Origin of the sequence: Frankia umida (genome assembly GCF_023242945.1) — a bacterium.
GTDB classification, from domain to species: domain Bacteria; phylum Actinomycetota; class Actinomycetes; order Frankiales; family Frankiaceae; genus Frankia; species Frankia umida.
Genome location: NZ_JALKFT010000026.1, coordinates 25,382 through 46,034 on the forward strand (window position 1 = coordinate 25,382; position 20,653 = coordinate 46,034).

16 protein-coding genes are annotated in these 20,653 nt (G+C 72.1%); 7 read left to right on the forward strand and 9 right to left on the reverse strand.

Annotated features, from left to right (window positions below):
- Positions 1-856: 856 nt before the first annotated feature.
- Positions 857-1,408: a hypothetical protein gene (locus MXD59_RS20265; protein WP_248826217.1), complete on the forward strand. Its 552-nt coding sequence runs from the start codon at positions 857-859 to the stop codon at positions 1,406-1,408.
- Positions 1,409-1,536: 128 nt separating this feature from the next.
- On the opposite strand, the gene MXD59_RS20270 is transcribed toward MXD59_RS20265, so the two are convergent.
- Together MXD59_RS20270 and MXD59_RS20275 are read right to left on the reverse strand one after the other, a co-directional pair.
- Positions 1,537-2,946, reverse strand: a complete 1,410-nt coding sequence (locus MXD59_RS20270) for a DHA2 family efflux MFS transporter permease subunit (protein WP_248826245.1) — start codon at positions 2,944-2,946, stop codon at positions 1,537-1,539.
- A gap of 182 nt (positions 2,947-3,128) precedes the next feature.
- Complete coding sequence (locus MXD59_RS20275; protein WP_248826218.1) at positions 3,129-3,794, reverse strand: TetR/AcrR family transcriptional regulator; 666 nt, start codon at positions 3,792-3,794, stop codon at positions 3,129-3,131.
- A 172-nt stretch (positions 3,795-3,966) separates the two neighbouring features.
- Here MXD59_RS20275 and MXD59_RS20280 point away from each other — a divergent pair, with 172 nt between their 5' ends.
- Positions 3,967-4,281, forward strand: coding sequence for a helix-turn-helix domain-containing protein (locus MXD59_RS20280; RefSeq protein WP_248815175.1), 315 nt, complete (start codon positions 3,967-3,969; stop codon positions 4,279-4,281).
- A 514-nt stretch (positions 4,282-4,795) separates the two neighbouring features.
- Positions 4,796-5,110, forward strand: coding sequence for a hypothetical protein (locus tag MXD59_RS20285; protein WP_248826219.1), 315 nt, complete (start codon positions 4,796-4,798; stop codon positions 5,108-5,110).
- Positions 5,111-5,200: 90 nt separating this feature from the next.
- Here the strand turns inward: MXD59_RS20285 and MXD59_RS20290 are convergent, their stop codons facing one another.
- From MXD59_RS20290 to MXD59_RS20320, 7 genes are all read right to left on the reverse strand, one after another.
- Positions 5,201-6,541, reverse strand: coding sequence for a ferredoxin reductase family protein (locus tag MXD59_RS20290; RefSeq protein ID WP_248826220.1), 1,341 nt, complete (start codon positions 6,539-6,541; stop codon positions 5,201-5,203).
- A 59-nt stretch (positions 6,542-6,600) separates the two neighbouring features.
- Complete coding sequence (locus tag MXD59_RS20295; protein WP_248826221.1) at positions 6,601-8,823, reverse strand: 3-hydroxyacyl-CoA dehydrogenase NAD-binding domain-containing protein; 2,223 nt, start codon at positions 8,821-8,823, stop codon at positions 6,601-6,603.
- A gap of 91 nt (positions 8,824-8,914) precedes the next feature.
- Complete coding sequence (locus MXD59_RS20300) at positions 8,915-10,141, reverse strand: thiolase family protein (protein ID WP_248826222.1); 1,227 nt, start codon at positions 10,139-10,141, stop codon at positions 8,915-8,917.
- A gap of 139 nt (positions 10,142-10,280) precedes the next feature.
- On the reverse strand, positions 10,281-11,957 hold the full coding sequence (locus tag MXD59_RS20305; RefSeq protein WP_372512149.1) for an HRDC domain-containing protein: 1,677 nt from the start codon (positions 11,955-11,957) through the stop codon (positions 10,281-10,283).
- A gap of 243 nt (positions 11,958-12,200) precedes the next feature.
- On the reverse strand, positions 12,201-12,854 hold the full coding sequence (locus MXD59_RS20310; protein WP_248826223.1) for a DUF3000 domain-containing protein: 654 nt from the start codon (positions 12,852-12,854) through the stop codon (positions 12,201-12,203).
- 176 nt (positions 12,855-13,030) lie between these two features.
- Positions 13,031-13,372: a hypothetical protein gene (locus tag MXD59_RS20315; RefSeq protein ID WP_248826224.1), complete on the reverse strand. Its 342-nt coding sequence runs from the start codon at positions 13,370-13,372 to the stop codon at positions 13,031-13,033.
- Between the two features lie 499 nt (positions 13,373-13,871).
- On the reverse strand, positions 13,872-14,255 hold the full coding sequence (locus MXD59_RS20320; protein WP_248826225.1) for a DUF3817 domain-containing protein: 384 nt from the start codon (positions 14,253-14,255) through the stop codon (positions 13,872-13,874).
- A gap of 356 nt (positions 14,256-14,611) precedes the next feature.
- Here MXD59_RS20320 and hemE point away from each other — a divergent pair, with 356 nt between their 5' ends.
- From hemE to MXD59_RS20340, 4 genes are all read left to right on the forward strand, one after another.
- Positions 14,612-15,682, forward strand: coding sequence for a uroporphyrinogen decarboxylase (gene hemE, locus MXD59_RS20325; protein WP_248815185.1), 1,071 nt, complete (start codon positions 14,612-14,614; stop codon positions 15,680-15,682).
- Between the two features lie 104 nt (positions 15,683-15,786).
- On the forward strand, positions 15,787-17,205 hold the full coding sequence (gene hemG / locus MXD59_RS20330) for a protoporphyrinogen oxidase (RefSeq protein WP_163547841.1): 1,419 nt from the start codon (positions 15,787-15,789) through the stop codon (positions 17,203-17,205).
- Between the two features lie 51 nt (positions 17,206-17,256).
- The gene (gene hemQ / locus MXD59_RS20335) at positions 17,257-17,952 is read left to right on the forward strand and encodes a hydrogen peroxide-dependent heme synthase (protein WP_163547830.1); all 696 of its coding nucleotides are present in this window, start codon (positions 17,257-17,259) and stop codon (positions 17,950-17,952) included.
- A gap of 857 nt (positions 17,953-18,809) precedes the next feature.
- Entirely contained in the window at positions 18,810-20,609 is a 1,800-nt protein-coding gene (locus tag MXD59_RS20340) for a sugar transferase (RefSeq protein WP_372512150.1), read from the forward strand.
- Positions 20,610-20,653: the final 44 nt, after the last annotated feature.

The window sequence follows — 20,653 nt, forward strand, 5'->3', positions numbered from 1 at the left end:
CGGCGATGCGTCGGAAATGCGATCGGGGCCGCCTGATTCGGGTGAGTCCGGGCAGGATAATGCCACCATCGGCGGTTGACGTCCGGACAGGCGTTCGCTGGGGTGGGTCGCGGCGCGAGGGGGTCAGATGAACGGACCGGGCAACGAGAACCCGTCCGGTGAGCACGAGCCTGAGCAGGGTGGCAGCGGGCTACCCGCAGCGGGATGGAACCACCCCTCGTCCGCCGAGGAGACGATGCGGGCTGTCCCCAGGGATCGGGATCTGCCCACGTTGGCCCAGCGTCCCGTCCCCCCGGCCTCCGCCTTTCGGCCCCGGCGGGCCGCTCCGGTCCCACCGGACACATCAGGATCAGCGCCCGCTTCGGCCGCTCCGGGCGGCGGTGAGAGGTGGGCACCACCGATCGGTGGACCTGGCCCGGCCGGGCCATCCGCGCCGATGTCGTATCCGGCACCGGGTCAGCCTGGCCCGTCTGGTTATCCCGGCCCGTCTGGTTATCCCGGCTCTGGTGGACGTCCCGGCCCCGTGGAACAGCGACCCCAGCCGGGAGCGCCCGGCCAGCTGGGAGTGTCTGGTCACGGTGGATGGTCCGGGTTCGGCGGGTCGCCCGTGCCTGGGCGACCACCTGGTCTGTTCGGCCCCGCCGGCCCAGGTGGTGCGCCGGGTCCGGCTGGGGGACCTGTCGGTCCTGGCTGGCCAGCGCGGCCGGCTGGCCAGCCGGCTCCGGGTTCCATGGGCCCGATGGGTCCGATGGGTCCTCCGATGGGGCCGCCGGCGTCGGGTTCCTGGGGTAGCCCGATCGGGCCAGGCGGGGTGCCACTGTCTCGGTCGGCGAGGCGTCGGCCGACGCGGTGGATCGTGCCGCTCGCGATCGTCCTCGCGCTCGCGGTCGGCGCGGGTGCTGTGGGTGTCCTGGTCCTCAGTGGGAGCGACAAGGGTCCGGCGAGTGCTGTCCGGTCCTATCTCGCGGATGTGCGGGCCGCCCGGTACGACGCGGCGTACGGCCGGCTCTGTGCGACGGTTCGCGGCACGCGGTCCCAGCGCGAGTACAGCACGATCATGCGGGCGTTCGACGGTGTCCGTGGCACGGTCGCCTCCTACGCGGTGCGCACCGTGCAGACCGTCCACCCCAGCGCCGCGGAGACGGTGCGCGAGGTCCAGGTGGACGTGCAGCGCAGCGGTGGCAGCGCCAGCCGGGAGTCGTACGACGTGCACAAGGAGTCCGGCGGCTACTGTCTGCTGACCGCCGGGTCGCCGTTCTCCCTCGGCTCGGGTGGCGGTCCGCCGGATACGGGTGGTTCCGGTGGTTCCGGTGGACCGGGCACGGGGACGGACCCCTTCGGCGGCGGTGGTAGCGGCGGCGGTTCCGGCGGGCAGAGCGACGGCGACGCATCGGTCCACGCCGCCTGAGTCCGCCCGTCCCGGACGGGATGGGACGTGCGGCCGCGTGGTAAGCCATCAGGCCGAGGGCCGGTCGAGGATGCGAATCCCCGACCGACCCTCGGCCTGATGCCTGATGCCTGGCAGCTGCGGTCGGGCTAACCGGCGGCGGAGGCACCCACGGTTTCGGTCGCCGGTCGGTCGGCGTGGACAGGGGCCGGCTGGTCGTCCACGAACGACGTGGGCTGGGCACCGCGGCGAGGCAGGGCGATCGCGCTGAGCAGGGCCATCGCGACGGCGATCGCGCCGAGCAACACGGCGGGACGGGTACCGTCGATGAAGCTGGCGGGCGAGTCGTATCCGCCGCGGGCGGCGAACACCGAGGACAGGACGGCGATGCCGAGCACCCCGCCGAGTTCCCGCAGGGCGTTGTTCGCCCCGGACGCCAGCCCCTGGAACTGCTCGGGCACCACACCGAGCGCGACGGTGGCGACGGGCACGAAGAACAGGGCCATCCCGATGCCGGAGATGACGAACGGTCCGACGAGCGCGCCGTAGCTCATGTGGTCGGACAGGACCAGGCCCATCCAGGCCAGGCCGATCGCGTTCAGGGCGAGCCCGGCCAGCAGCAGCGGTCGGCCACCGATGCGGTCGGAGACCGGGCCGGCGATCGGCGCGATCAGCAGCGGCATCGCCGTCCAGGGCAGGGTGCGGATACCGGCTTCCAGCGGCGAGTAGCCATAGACGTTCTGCAGCGCCTGGGCCAGCAGGAAGATCGAGCCGAACATGCCCATCGAGAACAACAGGGCGGTGGCGTTCACCGCGGCGAACCCACGGATGCGGAACAGTGCCATCGGCAGCATCGGTGCCCCACCGGCCCGGGCGACCCGCAGCTCCCAGGCGACGAACGCGGCCACCCCGATAGCACCGGCGATGATGGAGGTCAGCACCGGCGTGCTCGTCCAGCCGTGTCCTTCGCCGCGGACCAGCCCGAAGACGATCCCGAACAGACCCGCGCTGATCAGCGCGACCCCGGTGACGTCAAGACGCGATGTGCTCGCGCGCGACTCGGCCAGCGCGCGCAGGCCGATCGGCAGGGCGATCAGGCCCACGGGCACGTTCACCCAGAAGATCCACTGCCAGCTGACACCCTCGGTGATGGCGCCGCCGATCAGCGGTCCGACCGCGACGGCGAGCCCGGTCATCGCGCCCCAGATCCCGAGCGCCGCTCCACGTCGTTCCGGCGGGACGGCCGACGCGAGCAGCGTGAGCGTCAGCGGCAGCACGAACGCGGCCCCGACGCCCTGCACCGCCCGGGCGGCGATCAGTGCCTCGATGGACGGTGCGAGCGCCGCGGCGGCGCTACCCGCGGTGAAGACGGCGAGGCCGCCGAGGAACACCCGGCGTCGACCGAGCCGATCCCCGAGCGCCGCCCCGGTGAGCAGCAGCACCGCGAACGGCAGGGTGTAGGCGTTGACGGTCCATTCCAGGCCTTCGAGGCCCGCGCCGAGATCGGTGCGGATCTGCGGGAGCGCCGTGGTGACCACGAGGTTGTCCAGGGACACCATGAACGCGGCCAGGGAGGTCACGACGAGCGTCCAGGCGGTGCTGGGGCGTCGGGTCACGACCGTTCTCCTTCCAGTGTGGGGGCACTACACGAACTGTTGTGAGTACTCACTAGCCTCGGAAGGTAGTAAGCGACCACTACCTTCAAATGACGGACGTCGGGGCCTCGATGTGACAGGAAGGATCAGCGGGGAACGGCTGGGAGCTCGTCCACCGTGGAGGTCGGTCCAGGGTTGCTGGCGGGCTCGGTGTCGCCGTCGGGCTCGGTGTCGCCGTCGGGCTCGGGAAGGGGGTTGAGGAAGGTCGGGGAGCAGATGATCTGGGCCCACCGGTCGTCGACGGCGGAGAGATCCATCGCGACGCTCACGTTGATCAGCATCCCGTGGGCGAAGAAGACGCGCAGCTCGTCCACCGGCAGCCCGGTGATCCGCTCCACCGTCTCCCACAGTCGCCGGAACCCGCCGCGCGTCGCGAGCCGCACGTCCGGGTCGTAGCAGCCGGCGTAGGCGTGCAGCTGGGTGAGCAGGTAGGACCGGTCGGCGAGCAGCCCGGAGTAGGACTCCTTCATCGCGTCGAGGGCGGCCTTGCCGGTCCGCTCGCCCGCGGCCTGCTCGAACAGCGCGGCGGTGCGGGCGAAGCTGCTCTCGACAACCGCGATGAACAGGGCCTTCTTCGTCGGGAACAGGCGGAACAGGTAGGGCTGCGAGATGCCGGCCCGGGCCGCGATCGCCTCCGTGGACGTGCCGGTCAGCCCGCCGTTGGCGAACTCCTCGACCGCGGCCGCGAGCACGCTCTCCCGCCGCCGCTGCGCGCTCATCCGCGCTCCGGTGCCGTCCGTCCGTGTTGCCATGAGCCGTAAGGTAGTGGCCACTCACTACCTATGTCAACCCCGCCGTCGTCGACGGTTCCCGCGCCGACGGCACGGCGATCCAGGTGTACCGCGCGACCGGCGGAGGGGCTGGTGGGAGAGGGCTCCCATTTAACGGCGAACAGAGTCGTCGTAGAACCGTATGATGCTGGCTATGGTCGGCGAAAGGTCCTCGCATGTCACGCCGCTGTCAGTGGCACGATCGCTGCGCCTGCTCGGCGAGCAGGTGTCGACCTGGCGGAAGCTGAACCGGCTGACCGCCGCGCAGGTCGCCGAGCGGGCCGGGATCTCACGGGACACCCTGCGCGCCATCGAGCAGGGCACGGGCACCGCGAGCACCGAGAACCTGTTCAGGGTGCTCCGCACCCTCGGGATCATGGAAGCCGTGGTCAGGGCCAGCGACCCGTACGAGACCGACGTCGGTCGACTACGCATGGACGAGATCCTTCCCAAGCGGGTACGACGCTGATGGCCGGGCGGGATCCTGCCGAGGTCACCGTCGAGCTCGACGGGCAGGAGAGCCGTCCGGCTGCGCCACCGTGAGCCGGCACCGACCTGCGTGAGCTTTACCGGCGGATCGTGTTCTCCATTCTGGCCGGGAACACCGACCGACCATGTGCGTCATCACGCGTTCCTGCGCGAGCGAGCTGGCTGGGTGCTCTCTCCCGCCTAAAAGCCAGGCCGACCGGATGGTGGTGGCCTACGACAGCGACCAGCGACGGATCGCGCGAGCGCTCGGCCCGGCCTGAGGCTCCGCTCTTCTCCGCTGACCCAGATCGACCTGTCTATGTCGCAGATCACAAAGAGTTTTTGTCGGTGGCGAGTTCCGGTCTCCGGATGACCCGGACATCGCAGGCGCAACTCCACCGGGCGATCTTGCGGTAAAAGTCGAGGTCTGGGATATTTCTGCTCTACGGCTGAACGTCCCAGGGGTCGCGAGAGGGGGAATCCGGTGAAAGCGCACCCAGAAAGGATGACGCGAGGTGGATGACACCGCCTCCGCGGCGGATCTTCGGTGGTTCCTGGGGTTCATGGTGGTGCGAATGGCCTCGGAACTCCTGGCAGCCGTGGTCATCAGTCGTCGCCGGGGAGCGCGGCCCGCCAGGGTGTTCGCCGTCTGCTCCGAGTCCGTACTCGTTATCGCGTTCGGCCTCTGGACGCTGATCGCCTGGGGTGTGTGGTTTTTCCTCGCCTATCTGGTCGCCGAAGTGGTGTTGTCCGCTGTCGCGGTAGTGCGCTGGTTCCGGGACCGACAACGAGCCGGGATGGCTTTTCACCACGATGCGCGCGAGGACTGAGAACGGTGGGCAGCGCTTCGGTAGCCGGTTTCCTCTCCTGACCTGACCTTTCCGGCCGTCCTCAGTGGCGTGCCTGAGCCGGTCGGCTGATCAGAAGGTGGAGGCCTCGGCGTGGATGTGGTGGCGGCGCAGACCGGCGGCGCGCAGGGAGCGGACGGTGCTGGCGACCATGCCGGGGGGTCCGCAGACGTAGGCGTCGTGGTCGGCGAGGCGGGGGACCAGGGTGGTCAGCCGCTGGCAGGACAGGGGATCGTCCTGCTCGCCGGTGGGAGCCGGGCCGGTCAGGTAGTGGACGGTGGCATCGAGGTCGTCGGCGAGGTCGTCCAGTTCGCCGCGGAAGACGATCTGGTCGGCGCGTTCGGTGCGGTAGAGCAGGGTGATGTCGAGGTCGTCGTCGAGGGTGTCGTCGAGGTCCTCGAACAGGGCGCGCAGGGGAGCGATGCCCATCCCACCGGCGACGAGCAGGACCGGCCGGCGCGGGCGGGCCGCGGTGGTGAGCGCGCCGTAGGGGCCGGAGACCAGCAGCCACCGGCCGGGGGCGAGGCCGGCCATCGCGACGCTGTAGTCACCGACGGCCTTGACGGTGAACCGCAGCTCGTCCGACCGGGGGGCGGCGGACAGGGAGAACGGGTGGGAATGCCACCACATCGGCCAGTCCAGGGGTCGCAACCGGAAGTACTGGCCGGGCCGCGCGCCCACCGCGTCCAGCATCCGTCCGGACACGATGATCGAGACGACGCCGTGCGTCTCCGGTTCGACGGCGGCGACGGTGAACTGGTGGCGCAACGTGAGCCGGACGGGGGCGAGCAGTCGGTACCAGGCGAAGACGCCCAGCGCCGCCAGGTGCAGCGCCGTCCACAGCACCCGGGCGGGGCTGGTGAGCAGGTCAGGGCCGTAGAGCTGATGCGCGAAGCTGATCACGATGGCGGGGTGGACGACCAGGTGCAGCAGATGCCACCAGCCGTACGGCATCGCCCGGCGCACCGCGGGCACCGAGGTGACGACCGCGATCAGCAGCAGTACCAGGCCGAGCACCGCCAGCCACAGGTACGGCAGGTCGACGACCAGCCCGATCAGCGCCGAGGCGAACGGGGTCCCGACACTCGCCGCGTTCGAGGCGATCGCCAGCACCGCGTGCGCGACGATCAACGCCAGGAACGACAGCCCGCAGCCCACATGGATCAGCCGCGCCGGCCGCATCGCCACCGTCCGCTCGAACCAGGGCAGGCGTGCGGCCAGCACCACCTGGACGACCCCCAGGTAGCCCGCGACCAGCCCACACAGGCGTGCCGCGGCACCTGGTCCGCCGCCCGGGCCGGCCGGTGGTCGGTGCAGCACCCGGTAGGCCCACCAGCCGGCGACGATCAGTGCGCCACCGGTGACGAGCCCGACCACGACCGTCGACGGACGTAACGCCCGAACGGTCGACATGGCCCCAAACTAACCCGCGACCTGCGCCGCCACGACCCCGGGGCAGGGGCCCGCTCTGGTCAGACGGGGAGGGTGGCGACGCCGGGCGGGGTGAAGCGTTCGCCGGTGACGGCCTCGCTGACACCGGTGCGATCCAGGTACGGCGTGATGCCACCAAGATGGAACGGCCAACCGGCGCCGAGGATCATGCACAGGTCGATGTCGGGTGCCTCGGCGACGACCTTCTCCGCGAGCATCAGGTGGATCTCCTCGGCGAGCGCCCGCAGCGCCGCTTCACGCACCTCGGCCGCACTCGGCGCCACCGTCGACCCGCCACCGCCACTGCCACCGTTACTACCGCTGCCGCGACCGTTGATGGCACTGGTGGACGTCCCACCCGCCGCGACGGCGGCGCGCAGGGCGGCGGCGGCCTCGGGATCGATGGTCTGAGTGCCATCCGGGCCAGCGGTGTAGATGCCGCCCTTGCCGGCCTCGACGAGCCGCGCGAGGCTCGACGGTTCGCGGAAACGGTCGGGGAAGGCGGTGTGCAGCGTCTCGGCCACGTGCAGGGCGACCGGCGGTCCGACCAGGGCCAGCAGCGTCAGCGGGGACATCGGCAGGCCGAGCGGGTCCAGGGCGTGGTCGACCTCGTCGAGCGGGGTGCCCTGCTCGGCGGCGGCGAGCACCTCGCCGAGGAAGCGGGTGAGCAGCCGGTTCACCACGAACGCCGGCTGGTCGGCGACCAGCACCGCGTTCTTCTTCAGGGCCTTGGCCACCGCCAGCGTCGTGGCGACGGTCGCGTCGTCGGTGCGCTCGGCCCGGACGACCTCGACCAGCGGCAGCACCGCCACCGGGTTGAAGAAGTGCAGCCCGGCGACCCGCTCGGGATGCGCCAGGTGCGCGGCCATCTCGCTCACCGACAGCGCCGAGGTGTTCGTGAGCAGCACCGCCTGCGGTGAGACGACCGCCTCGAGCTCGGCGAAGACCTTCTGCTTGATGGACAGGTCCTCGAAGACGGCCTCGATGACGAGGTCGGCGTCGGCGAAGGCGTCCTTGGTCAGGGAACCGGTGACGTTCGCCTTGTACCGGCCGGCCTGGTCGGCGGTGATCCGGCGGCGTAGCAGCAGGTTGTCGATCTCCCGGTGGACAGCGGCGACCCCGGCGTCCAGCCGGGTGGCGTCCAGGTCGGTGAGCACGACCGGAACCTCGAGGCGATGCGCGAAGACCAGCGCGAGCTGGGACGCCATCAACCCGGCCCCGACCACCCCGACCTTCGTCACCGGCCGGGCGAGTGCCGGGTCGGGCCCGCCGACCGGGCGCCGGGCCCGCTTCTGCACCAGGTCGAACGCGTACAGCCCGGCGACCAGCTCCCCGGAGACGGACAGATCCGCGAGGGCCTGCGTCTCCGCCTCGAAACCGTCGGCCCGGGTGGCCGTCTCGGCGAGCGCGATCAGGTCAAGAGCCCGGTAGGGGGCGGGGGCCGCGCCGTGCAGCCGTCCGTCGGCGAGTTCGTGGCCGGCGGAGATGGCGGCAGCCCACGCGGCGCCGCGTTCCACCGGGGTGCGCGCGGCCACCGGGTCGATCTCGCCGCGCAGCACCCGTCCGACCCAGGTCAGCGCCTCCTCGAGGAAGTCGGCCGGTTCCAGCAGCACATCGCCAAGGCCGAGCTCGAAGGCCTGCGGTCCCTTCAGCATCCGGTTCTGGCTGAGCGGGTTGTCCAGGATGATTTTGATCGCTCGCTGCGGCCCGACCAGGTTCGGCAGCAGCTGGCTGCCACCCCACGCCGGCACCAGACCGAGGAACACCTCCGGCAGCGCGAGCATCGGGATACCCGAGGACAGCGCCCGGTAGTCGCAGTGCAGCGCGAGCTCCAGGCCACCACCCAACACCGCCCCGTTGACCAGGGCGAACGTCGGCACTCGACGTTCGCCGAGGCGGCCAGAGCCCAACCGGACGAACGCCTCGTGACCGAGGCGCCCGAGCGCCTCGAGGGCGGGCCGCACCGCGGCCGGATCGGTGATCGACGAACGGAACGCCAGATCGGCGCCGACGGCGAAGATGAACGGTTTGCCGGTCACCGCGATCGCGGCCACCGGCGGCTGGTGCGCCTCGATCTCATCCACCGCGGTGAGGATGCCACGCAGGCCGGCCGGGCCGAACGTGCTCGGCCGGGTGTGGTCCAGGCCGTTGTCCAGGGTGACGAGCGCGACTGGCCCCGCCACCCCGGGCAGCGTCACATAACGGACGTGGGTCGCGGTGACCACCTCGTCCGGGAACTCCAGCGTGACCTCGTCGTCGCTCATGACGCCTCTCCTGAAGGCTCGCGGATGCAGACTCGCGCGGTACGGACTCGCGGGTACGGACTCGCCGGCATGCGCGGTACCGGCGGCGGGCTCAGCCCGCGTCGCCGCCGGAGGTGACGGCCGGGTGGTGGGGGTTCTCCCAGATCGTGGTCGCGCCCATCCCCAGCCCGACGCACATCGCGGTCAGGCCGTAACGCACCTCGGGATGCTCGACGAAGTGGCGCGCCAGCTGCGTCATCAGCCGCACCCCACTGGACGCCAGCGGATGCCCCAGCGCGATCGCACCGCCGTACGGATTGACCCGCGGGTCCTCGTCGGCGATGCCGAAATGGTCCAGGAAGGCGAGCACCTGCACGGCGAACGCCTCGTTGAGCTCGAACAACCCGATGTCGTCGATCGACAGGCCGGTGCGGGCCAGCGCCCGCTCGGTGGACGGGATCGGCCCGATCCCCATCACGTCGGGGCCGACGCCGGTGAACCCGTAGCCGACCAGGCGCATCTTCGCCGGCAGGCCGAGCTCCGCGGCGACCTCGGCGGCGGCGAGCACACAGCCGGTCGCCCCGTCGTTGATGCCCGCGGCGTTACCGGCGGTCACTCGGCCATGCGGACGAAACGGGGTCCGCAGCCCCGCCAGACCCTCAAGGGTGGTGGACGGGCGCGGCGGCTCGTCGGTGGTGACCAGATCCCAGCCGGTGTCGGCGTGGCGTGCCGCCATCGGCACCAGATCCGGCTGGATCTGGCCGTTCGCGTAGGCCTTCGCCACCTTCTCCTGGGACGCGAGGGCGTACGCGTCGGCCCGCGCCCGGGTGATCGCCGGGAACCGGTCGTGCAGGTTCTCCGCCGTCGACCCCATGATCAGCGCGGACGGGTCGACGAGCCGCTCGGCGATGAACCGCGGGTTGATGTCGGCGCCCTCACCCATCGGATGGCGACCCATGTGCTCGACCCCGCCGGCGATCGCCACGTCGTAGGCGCCCACGGCGATGGACGACGCGGTCGTGGTCACCGCGGTGACGGCCCCGGCGCACATCCGGTCGACGGCATAGCCGGGCACCGACTCGGGCAGGCCCGCGAGGATCGCGGCCGTACGCCCGATGGTCAGGCCCTGGTCACCGATCTGCGTGGTGGCGGCGATCGCCACCTCGTCGACCCGCGCCGCCGGCAGCGACGGATTACGCCGCAGCAACTCCCGGATAACCCGGACGATCAGATCGTCCGCCCGGGTCTCGGCATACACACCCTTGGCCTTGCCGAACGGCGTGCGAACACCGTCGACGAAGACCACATCACGCACCTGGCCGCGGGCTGAACCGAACACGCTGGCCTCCCTGCCGGCAGCGCCCAGCCGCCGACTGCTCGCCGAGGAAGCCGACCGGCCACGATCGGCACCGGCGTGGACGCTGTGCCGGCACGGGCCATCCTACGCTCGAGGTTACCCACGGGTAGGAAGTTGCCCGCTATGCCCCGGGCGAGGTTCCCGCAGCCCCCGACGACCCACCGGGCGGCCCGGTCTCGTGCGCGGGCGGAGCCCCATGTGCCGCGGTTCCGCGCCCGCCACGCCCACCGCGCCCGCCGCCGCGGGTGCGCGTACGTTCGGAGCCCCCGCCCGCACTCCGGCTGGACGAACGGACGCCCGTGCGATCCACCGACCGACCCGCGGCCTCGGCGCCTCCGGTGTCGGTGTCGGTGTCGGCCGCCACGGTCGCCCCACCCCGACCGCCAACCCCAGCCTCAGCGCCAACCCCAGCCTCAGCGCCAACCCCAGCCTCAGCGCCAACCCCAGCCTCAGCGCCAACCCCAGCCTCAGTGCCGGCCACCGCACCAGCAGCACCAGCGCCGCCAGCAGGACCAGCACCGCTGGCCGCGGCGGCAGCGCCGGCCGCGCCACGGGCGGGCCTGGCCTCGGGGGGCGGGTCGACCAGGGCTGCCAGCAGGACCTCGGCGGTGAGTTCACACTGCCAGGGACGGGCCCCACCGGCGACCAGCGCGCCACGCACCGTGGGGCCGGCCAACGGGCGCGGTGGCGACCAGGCGAGTCGCCGGGACAACGCTGGTTCGAGCAGGTTCTCCACCGGCATGGTGTGCGTGGCCGCGACCGCCGCCAGAGCGGCCCGCACCCGGGCCAGCCGGGCCGCGGCCACCGGGTCCCGTTCGGCCCAGCGGTTGGCCGGGGGAAGCCCGTCGCCACTGGGACCAGCCGGCGCCGGCAGCGCGTCGTCGGGCAGCGCGGCGGCACCGCGCAGCGCGTCCATCCAGGTGCTGGCGGTGCGCCGGATGCGGGGGCCGGAGAAGATCGGCAGCCGGATCAGGGCCGCGGCGTCGGTGGGGGCGTTGAGGACCGCGTCCATGATGGCGCTGTCGGGCAGGACCCGGCCGGGGGCGACGTCACGGGTGCGGGCGAGCCTGTCCCGCGCGGTCCACATGGCGCGCACGGCGGCGAGCTGACGGCGGGTACGGGCGCGGTGGATGCCGCTGGTGCGCCGCCAGGGTTCGGCCCGCGGTTCGCGTGGGGGCGCGGCCGCGATCGCGGCGAACTCCTGGTGGGCGAACTCGATCTTGCCCTGTTCGTGCAGCTCGGCCTCGAGCGCGTCGCGCAGTTCGACGAGCAGTTCCACGTCGAGAGCCGCGTACCGCAGCCATGGCTCGGGCAGCGGGCGGGTCGACCAGTCGGCGGCCGAATGCCCCTTCTCCAAGCCGAAACCGAGCACCCGCTCGACCATCATGCCCAGGCCCACCCGCTCGTAGCCGAGCAGCCGGCCGGCGAGTTCGGTGTCGAACAGCACCGTCGGACGCAACCCCAGCTCGGCCAGGCAGGGCAGATCCTGGCTGGCGGCGTGCAGCACCCACTCGGTGTCGCCCACCGCCGCCTGGATGATCGACAGCTCGCCCAGGGCGATCGGGTCGAGCAGCAGCGAACCCGTGCCGCGGCGGCGGATCTGGATCAGGTACGCCCGCTGGCTGTAGCGGTAGCCGGACGCGCGTTCGGCGTCGAAGGCGACCGGGCCGGTGCCGGCGGCGAGCCGGTCGGCCGCCGCGGCGAGCTCCGCGGCCTCGGTGAGCACGGGAGGGACACCGTCGGCGGGCACGAGCAGCGGGATGGTCTCGCGGGCGCTGCTGTTGGGCTCACCCTCCACGTTTGCGCTTACACCCCCGCTGACCTGCTCTGTTGGATCTGGAACCGTCGCCGTCACGATCGGCGATCGTACGTCTGAATGCTCGCGGAGGCAGCTGCGCTGTTCAGCGAATCGCGCTGATTATACGCATGGTGGCGGGTCTGCCTGTTACAATAGCCAGATCGATTCACCCCGCGCGACGGGCCCGTTCGGGCCGGTCGCCGGCTCCCGGTCGCCGGCTCGTCGAACGTCTGGGCCTGCGCCTCAGGCCCTTCGCTGCGGCAGCGGCACCACACCGGACAACGCCGGTGGCAGCCCGGCCATCGCGGCGAGCAGATCGCCGAACGCCAGCACCTGGGCGATGGCGTCGGCCGGGTTCCACGGCGGCGCCGGTCCGTCGGTGCCGGCCAGGGTTCCTTCGGGGGGCAGCGTGCCCTCCAGCGCCCAGTCGGGCGACCAGGAGCAGCGCAGCTCCACATCGAAGGTGTCACCCTCGGCTCGCAGCACTCCCATCCGCCGCGACGAGGTCGTCGTCACCGTGCCGCCCAGCACCCGCGCCTGGGCCCCGTGGGCGGCCAGCGCCTCACCCAGCCACGACCAGGTCACCTCGGCCAGCAGCGGGTCGGCGGCGATCTCCGCGTCGATCCCGGCCCGGGCATAGCAGACGATCCGCGAGGTGCCGTGCCAGGCGGGCTGCCCGTCCGGATCCATGAGGATGACCAGCCGGCCGGTCGCGACATCGGCGCTGTCGCCGGTCAGGGCACCGGCCAACGCGAAGGCGAAGGGAGCGAGCCGGGTCGGCGCGCTCACCTCATGCACGGTGATCTCCGGGCGCAGCCGCCCGATACCGGTGCGCATGGCGTCGGCGACCGCGTGAAAGAGCTGCGGGCTCGGCGTGTACGACTGCGCGGCCCCCATGACGGCAACGGTAGGACGTCGACCTTGATCGCGCTGTGCGGACGTCGGAGCGTGTGGGTTCGACCCCGTTGTGTGTGGCCGGTTGCCGCGGCGTAGCGGGGTGGCCGTGCGGTCACAGGTCGGGTGCGCAACGGGGCTGTGCAGGCTCGCGCCGGAATCCGCCGGACTGTGCAGACTCACGCCGGAATCCGCGGGGCGGACCGCTCCCGCCCACGCGCCGCCGTCTCCCGCGCCGCCGTCTCCCGCACGGAGGGCTCACGGACGAGGACTCCGTCGCGCCCGGCGCGGCCGCGCATGTGGCCGCCGGTGCTCGGCGTCGGTCCGATCAGCACGGCCGATCCGCATCCGGTGCAGGCCCACTCCGGACAGTCCGCGCCGTGTCCGTCCAGGCAGGGCGGCCGCTCGAACGACCGCTCGTCGCCGCAGACCGCGCAGTCGAGCACGATCTGATCGTCGAGGTCCACCCAGATCCGTTCCACCTGCGTCTCACTCCCCGCTCGCCGGCCCGTCGCGGTCATCGGAAATCCACCGGCGCAGGAACCAGGAACACGGATCAACGTGCACCTCTGTCCACTTTCCGACCGGACAGACGGTGCCACGGCAGACGTAAATGTCCGCGCATTCCTCGCGGCGTGTCGCGTGAGCCCGTCTCGGTCGGGTGTGGGCGTGACGTCCCTGCTCGGGCGACTCGCGACGTTCGTACCCCGACGTCGTCCGTCGGCGGCGGGCCTGGTCGTCTCCGAGCAGGCTGACTCTCGGTAGCGGCCTTGCGGGGGGCTGCCCCCATGGTCTGGACGGGTGGCCGGCAGATGGGTCGCCGTGGTCGCCTTCGAGGCCGATGCGCCACCGCCGGTCCGGCCAGGTACACCCGGGTCGTCGTGGTCAGGTCCGGGGTCGATGGGCCGACCGTGACGACCCGGGTGGGCGATCCTGTGCACCGGACCGTTCGGCCACGGTCACTTCGGAGCGTGATCGAAGGTCCGGTCCGCATGGAGCGGGTCGAGGCTGGGGGAGGGGTCAGGGCCGGCCGGCGGCGGGTGCGGGGCGAGGGGAGGAGCCGGCGGTGAACGCGGGACCGCCGGGGGTACCCGGTGCGCCGGGGTGCAGCCAGCGCCGTTCGACGAAGAACGGTGCCACCGGCAGCACCGACGCCACGAGGGCGAGGACGGTGCGTCGGCGGGGCCAGCGCCCGGCGAAGGCGAGATAGCCGACGAGGGCGCAGTAGGTCAGGAAGAGAACGCCGTGGATCGGCCCGAGCACGCGGACGCCACCGGGGTGGTCCGCCGCGTACTTGATCACGGTGGCGACGAGCAGGAGCAGGAAGGACGTCGCCTCGGCGAGGGAGACCGCTCGGGCGGCGGTCAGGATCGAGGAGCCGCTGGGGGGTGCCTGACCGGTCATCGGTGACCTCTCCGTCGTGGTGCGTGGAATCGCATCGTGGGCTGGGTCGCGGGCTGGGTGGTGAGGCGTGGCGGTCATGGTCGGGCGGGTGGCGGTCCGCCTGGGCGGAGAGCCGATTGCGTCACATTCGGTCATGCGAGGTTCGCGCGGCCCGCGGAGCTCCCGGCCGTGGGTCGGGCGGAGGGAAACGGCGCAGACCAGGGTGTTCTTCTACTGAGAGTAGAAGATAGTCGACGTCCAGAGGGCGGCCGGGACGCCATCGTGAGCATGCCGACGCCACGGCTCACCCGCGCGGGCCAGCCCGCCTGAGCCCGGTCGCACCCGCACTGTCGCGGCGGGCATGCAACGATCGAGCCATGTCTGTCGTCCACATCGACGCCGGCGCCGCTGTCGGTGCGCGGCGGCCGGATCTCGCAGCCACGGCTGCGTTCCTGCGTGCCTGCCGCGGTGAGCGGCCCGCGACCACACCCGTGTGGTTCATGCGCCAGGCCGGCCGGGTGCTTCCCGAGTACCGCAGGCTACGGGCCGGTATCCCGATGCTTGACTCCTGCCGCGACCCGGAGCTGATCACCGAGATCACCATGCAGCCGGTGCGGCGGTTCCGCCCGGACGCCGCGATCTTCTTCTCCGACATCGTCGTGCCACTGGTCGCCCTCGGGCTCGACATCGACATCGTGGCCGGTGTCGGGCCGGTCGTCGCCGAGCCGGTGCGGGACGCGGCCGGTGTGGCGCGGCTGCGCGAGCTGGTGGCCGACGACGTCCCCTACATCGCCGACGGCGTCCGCTCGCTGCTGCGCGAGCTGGGCGACACGCCGCTGATCGGTTTCGCCGGAGCGCCGTTCACCCTGGCCAGCTACCTGGTCGAGGGCGGACCGAGCCGCAACCATCTGCGCACCAAGGAACTGATGTACAGCGAGCCGAAGCTCTGGCACGATCTGCTCGACCGGCTGGCCGGGATCACCACGGCGTTCCTGCGGGTCCAGGTCGACGCCGGGGTCGACGCGATCCAGCTGTTCGACTCCTGGGCGGGCGCGCTCAGCGAGGCGGACTACCGTCGTTACGTGGCCCCGCACAGCGCGAAGGTGCTCGGCGCGTTCGCCGGGCAGGTGCCCCGTATCCACTTCGGGGTCAACACCGGTGAACTGCTCGCTGCGATGGGCGAGGTCGGCGCGGACGTGGTCGGCGTCGACTGGCGTGTCCCGCTGGACGCGGCGGCCCGCCGGGTCGGGCCGCACCGCGCGGTGCAGGGCAACCTGGACCCGGCGGCCGTCTTCGCCCCGCACGACGTGCTGGACGCGAAGATCCGGGACGTGCTGGCGCGTGGCACGGCGGCACCGGGGCACGTGTTCAACCTCGGGCACGGTGTGCTGCCCGAGACGGACCCGGGCGTGCTCGCGCACATCGTGGACGTCGTCCACGCGGGTTGATCCAGGTGCCCCCGCGAGCCCGGGTGACCGGGGCGCGCGGGGGCGAAAGTGCGAAGCGGTTCGTGAGTTCGAAGTTCGTGGCTCTGCGAGAGGGCGGCAGGAACGTGCGGGTTGTCATCGTCGGTGCGGGCGTTTCCGGGCTCGCCGCCGCCCACGCGCTGGCTGGTCAGGCCGAGGTCACCGTCCTGGACGCGGCCGAGCGGGTCGGCGGCAAGCTGCACACGACGCCGATCGAGGGGATGGACGTCGAGGAGGGCGCCGAGTCGTTTCTCGCCCGGGTCCCCGACGGCCTGCGGCTGGCCCGCCAGATCGGGCTCGGCCATGACGTGGTGCATCCGGCCACGACGTCGGCGTCGCTGTGGATTCGCGGCCGGCTGCGGCCCATCCCGCCGAACACCATGCTCGGGGTGCCCACCGACGCGTTCGGCCTGATCCGCTCGGGTGTGCTCTCGCCGTGGGGGATGCTGCGGGCCGCCGCCGACCTCGCCCTGCCGCGCTCGCAGTTCCCCGAGGATCCGACCGTCGGCGCCTTCGTCGGCGCGCGGGTCGGCCGGGAGGTCGTCGACCTGCTCGTCGATCCGCTGCTCGGTGGCGTGTACGCCGGCCGGGCCGACGCGCTGTCACTGCGGGCCACCGTGCCCCAGCTCGTCCCCATCCTCGCCGAGGACCGTTCGCTGCTGCTCGGCGCGCACCGGGTGCGGGCCCGCACCGGTCCCGCGCCCAGCGCCGCCGCCACACCGGTGTTCGCCAGCGTGCGCGGCGGCCTCGGCGGGTTCGCCCGGCGGCTGGCCGAGCGCTGCGGCGCCACCGTGCGCACCGGCGTGTCCGTGCGGGCGCTGGAACGCACCGCGTCCGGATGGCGGGTGGTGTGCGGGCGTGACCGCACCGGGGTGACCCCCGAGCCGCTGCTGGCCGACGCGGTGATCCTCGCCGTGCCCACGGGAGTGGCCCGCTCGCTGCTGCGCCCGATCGTTCCGCACGCCGCGGCGCCGCTGGCCGGCGTCCCGTACGCCTCCGTCGGGCTGGTGACGCTCATCTACCGGGACGTCACCCCGCCGCCCGGCAGCGGCTTCCTGGTGCCGGCCAGGGCGGGAACCGCGGTGAAGGCGGCGACGTTCCTCACCACGAAGTGGCCGCACGTCGGCGCGGCGGGTCTCACGGTGGTACGCGCCAGTCTCGGGCGGGCCGGCGCCGAGGGCGACCTGACCCGTGGTGACACGGAGCTCGCGGGGATCGCCGCCGCCGAGATCGCGCAGATCACCGGGTTGCTGGCGCGTCCGATCGCGTCCCGGGTGAGCCGTTGGGAGGGTGGGCTGCCGCAGTACCTGCCGGGCCATCTGAACCGGGTCGCCGCCGTGCGCCGGTCCCTGCCCGCCGGCCTCGCCCTGGCCGGCGCGGGCTACGACGGGATCGGCATCCCCGCCTGCATCCGCTCGGGTGAGGCCGCCGCCGCCGCGGTGTTGCGGGGGGCCGTCCGCGCCACACACGGTGGCCCGACCCAGCCGGCTGCCCCCGGAGTCTGACCGCGATTCCGGCCGGGGTGGGCCCGGCCGGCCGACCATGGAGACCGCCGAATGCCGGAGTCCACGAAGTCCGCCAACGAGCTCAACGCCGAGCTGCTCTACACCGGGTGGTCGGTCTTCGCCGCCGACCGTCGGCTGCCCGCCGAACGGGGCGCCCTGACCGACGAGGTCGAGGCGCTGCTCGAGGGCGCCCTCGCCAAGGACGTCTACACCCGCGGGCTCTACGAGCTGTCCGGCTACCGGGCTGACGCCGACCTGATGCTGTGGTGGACCAGCCCTGACCCGGATCTGCTGCAGGAGACCTACCAGCGGTTCCGCCAGACCACACTCGGTGGGCATCTGCGTCCGGTGTGGTCGTCGGTCGGGCTGCACCGCCCGGCCGAGTTCAACCGCAACCACATCCCGGCCTTCGTGCGCCGGGAGGACCCCCGTACGTATGTCTGCGTGTACCCGTTCAACCGTTCCCTGGAGTGGTATCTGCTACCCGATTACGAGCGACGGGGGATGCTCGCCGAGCACGGCATGATGGGGCGCGAGTTCGAGGACGTCCGGGCGAACACCGTGGCGTCGTTCGGTCTCAACGACTACGAGTGGCTGCTCGCGTTCGAGGCCGACGAGCTGCACCGGATCGTCGACTGCCTGCGCCACCTGCGCGCGAGCTCCGCCCGGCGACACACCCGGCTGGAAACCCCCTTCTACACCGGCGCCCGCAAGCCCGTCGCCGACATCATCGCCGCCCTGCCGTAACAGGGCCGCTGACCTGCGAGAACAGTCGGTCGCCGCGCGCGGGTGCGGGGCTGCCCGCGGCCTGACGCAGTCGGCGTCTGCCTGGGCGCCCCCACCCGTCCGGCAGACGCCGACCGTTCTGTAGCCGTGCTCGTGGTGCGCCGTCGTGCGGGTCGGACCACGGTCCACGGCAGGTGTTGCGTCCGCGCTCCCACAGAGGTCAGGGGCCCGGAAGCTCCTCGGTCACGCCCAGGAGCATGACGCACAGTAGCACAATCGTCGCTCGTTGTATACACAGCGTGTCGCTCGGGTTCCGGGTCCCCGCATGTCATGACCAGAGCGCAATCACGGAAATCCGGTTGCGTCGAGTTATCGGATCGTGGCGCCATCTCTGTTACCTTGAGTCGCCGCAAACGGACGGATGACGCCGTGGCAACGGGCGATCCATGCGCCTCGAATGGGTGGGTGCCCCATCCGCCCGCTGGTGGTTCGGCCTGAGAGGGCCGGTAACGTTGCCCATGAGCAGGGCGCCGGTCATGCCAGGTGTTCGGTCTGGTCCGCCGTGGCGGCCCAGGCGTGATCACGGGCGTGCGGCCCAGGTCCGCGAGCGGGTGCGAGTCGTCCTCGTGCCGCCCGTGGGGCTCATTCAGTGGCGGGGGAAGAGCGCTGGAGGTCCGGTCGATGCATCACCGAAAGATGAGCTCGCCGCCGCCGGAGCGACCCCCGGCCAGAGGCGGTCGGAACAGGTTCTCGCGTCGATCGAACGGGATAGACCGACCGCGCCAGGCCGGGCGGTCGATGCGGTACGGGCGATCGGCGGGGGAGTCACACGTTAACGCGAACTACTGCGAGCCGGCGCAAACCGGACTAGTCCAGAGGTGACCGACACCATGTCGGGTAATCGGCGCTCGGGCGGCCCCAACGTCGTCGCCCGGCCGCGCGACGACCAGGGTGCCGGCGTGCAGTACCCGCCGGTACGGCCGCAGTACGGGCCGGACGGCGCACATCCCAGCGGCCCCATGAGCCCTGGCGGGCCCGCCGATCCTGGCGGGTTCGGCGGGCCCGGTGGCTATGGCGGCTCCGGCGGACCGGAGCCGCCCGACGGGGCCGGCGGGGTACCGGGTCAGGGGCGCGGTGGCCGCTCCCGGCGCGGGTCGAACGCCGGGTCGCTGGGCTCGTCGGTCGGGCGGCACAGCGCCGCCCGGGCGGGCGGCGACCCGTCGCTGGCCTACCGGGCCCAGGTCAACTGGGAACGTCGCTACGTGCGGATGCTGCTCGGGTTCGACGCGGCGGCGTGTGTGCTCGCCGCCGCCCTGGCCTTCTTCGTCCGGTTCGGCAACCTGGTCAGCTTCGACACCGAACCGATCTCGATCAAGCCGTACATCCTGATGACGGTGCTGCTGCCGCTGGCCTGGGTGCTGGCGATGTCACTCAACCGGGCCTACGAGAGCCGGTTCCTCGGCGGCGGCTCGGAGGAGTTCCGCCGGGTGGTGAACTCCGCCGCCCGGCTTACCGCCGCGGTGGCCATCGCCTCCTACGCCACCAAGGCCGAGATCGCCCGAAGCTACGTGCTCATCGCCTTCCCGGCGGCCACCGTCTTCTCGGTGGCCGGGCGGGTGATCGGCCGCGGCATCCTGCACCGGATGCGCCGCTCCGGGCGCTGCCTGCACCGGGTTCTGGTCGTCGGGGCCGGCGAGTCGGCGGCCACCCTCGTGCGACTGGCCCAACGAGACCCGACATCCGGCTGGGCCGTCGTCGGTGTCGTGCTGGACCGCTCACCCGGCCGGCACAGCCACGACCGTCCCGAACGCAGCGGCTTCGACCTGCTGGGCGTGCCGATCGTGGGCACCTCCGACACCCTGCACACCGCGATCAGCGCCACCCACGCCACCACGGTGGCGATCTGCCCGCAGATGGACGGCGAGACGCTGCGCCGGGTGCTGTGGACGCTGGAGGGCAGCGACGTCGACGTGCTGGTCTCCTCGGCACTCACCGATGTGACCGGCCCGCGGATCTCGATCCGGCCGGTGGCCGGGCTGCCGCTGCTGCACATCGAGGAGCCGGAACTGTCCGGCACCCGGCGGGTGATGAAGGGCGTGTTCGACCGCTTCGTCGCCATAACGGTGATCCTGCTGTTCTCGCCGCTGCTGCTCGGCCTCGGCCTCGCGGTGCGCCTCACCAGCCGCGGTCCGGCGCTGTTCAAGCAGATCCGGGTCGGCCGCGGCGGCGAGCACTTCACGATGTTCAAGTTCCGGTCGATGTACATCGACGCCGAGGCCCGCAAGGCCGACCTCGAGTCGCACAACGAGCGGGGCGAGGGACTGCTGTTCAAGATGCGTGACGACCCGCGCATCACCCGGGCCGGCAAGTTCCTGCGCAAGTGGTCGCTGGACGAGCTGCCGCAGCTGTTCAACGTGCTCAACGGCACCATGTCGCTGGTCGGTCCGCGCCCACCGCTGCCCAGCGAGGTCGCCCGCTACGAGGACGACGTGCACCGCCGCCTCATGGTCAAACCGGGTCTGACCGGCCTGTGGCAGATCAGCGGCCGCTCCGACCTCGAATGGGACGAGTCGGTGCGCCTGGACCTGCGCTACGTGGAGAACTGGTCGCTGGCGATGGACTTCGTCATCCTGTGGCGCACCGTCTTCGCCGTGCTGCGCCGCGAGGGCGCCTACTGATCCGCCGGCTCGCCGCCCGGGCGCCGGCCCCCTCCTGTCGGGTC

What these genes read in the sequence shown, in the direction of transcription:
- MXD59_RS20315 (WP_248826224.1), bottom strand. Translation starts at nt 13,372, where the DNA reads ATGACCGCGACGGGCCGGCGAGCGGGGAGTGAGACGCAGGTGGAACGG.
- MXD59_RS20310 (WP_248826223.1), bottom strand. Translation starts at nt 12,854, where the DNA reads ATGGGGGCCGCGCAGTCGTACACGCCGAGCCCGCAGCTCTTTCACGCG.
- hemE (WP_248815185.1), top strand. Translation starts at nt 14,612, where the DNA reads ATGTCTGTCGTCCACATCGACGCCGGCGCCGCTGTCGGTGCGCGGCGG.
- MXD59_RS20295 (WP_248826221.1), bottom strand. Translation starts at nt 8,823, where the DNA reads ATGAGCGACGACGAGGTCACGCTGGAGTTCCCGGACGAGGTGGTCACC.
- MXD59_RS20320 (WP_248826225.1), bottom strand. Translation starts at nt 14,255, where the DNA reads ATGACCGGTCAGGCACCCCCCAGCGGCTCCTCGATCCTGACCGCCGCC.
- MXD59_RS20290 (WP_248826220.1), bottom strand. Translation starts at nt 6,541, where the DNA reads ATGTCGACCGTTCGGGCGTTACGTCCGTCGACGGTCGTGGTCGGGCTC.
- hemQ (WP_163547830.1), top strand. Translation starts at nt 17,257, where the DNA reads ATGCCGGAGTCCACGAAGTCCGCCAACGAGCTCAACGCCGAGCTGCTC.
- MXD59_RS20280 (WP_248815175.1), top strand. Translation starts at nt 3,967, where the DNA reads ATGGTCGGCGAAAGGTCCTCGCATGTCACGCCGCTGTCAGTGGCACGA.
- MXD59_RS20275 (WP_248826218.1), bottom strand. Translation starts at nt 3,794, where the DNA reads ATGGCAACACGGACGGACGGCACCGGAGCGCGGATGAGCGCGCAGCGG.
- MXD59_RS20270 (WP_248826245.1), bottom strand. Translation starts at nt 2,946, where the DNA reads ATGGTGTCCCTGGACAACCTCGTGGTCACCACGGCGCTCCCGCAGATC.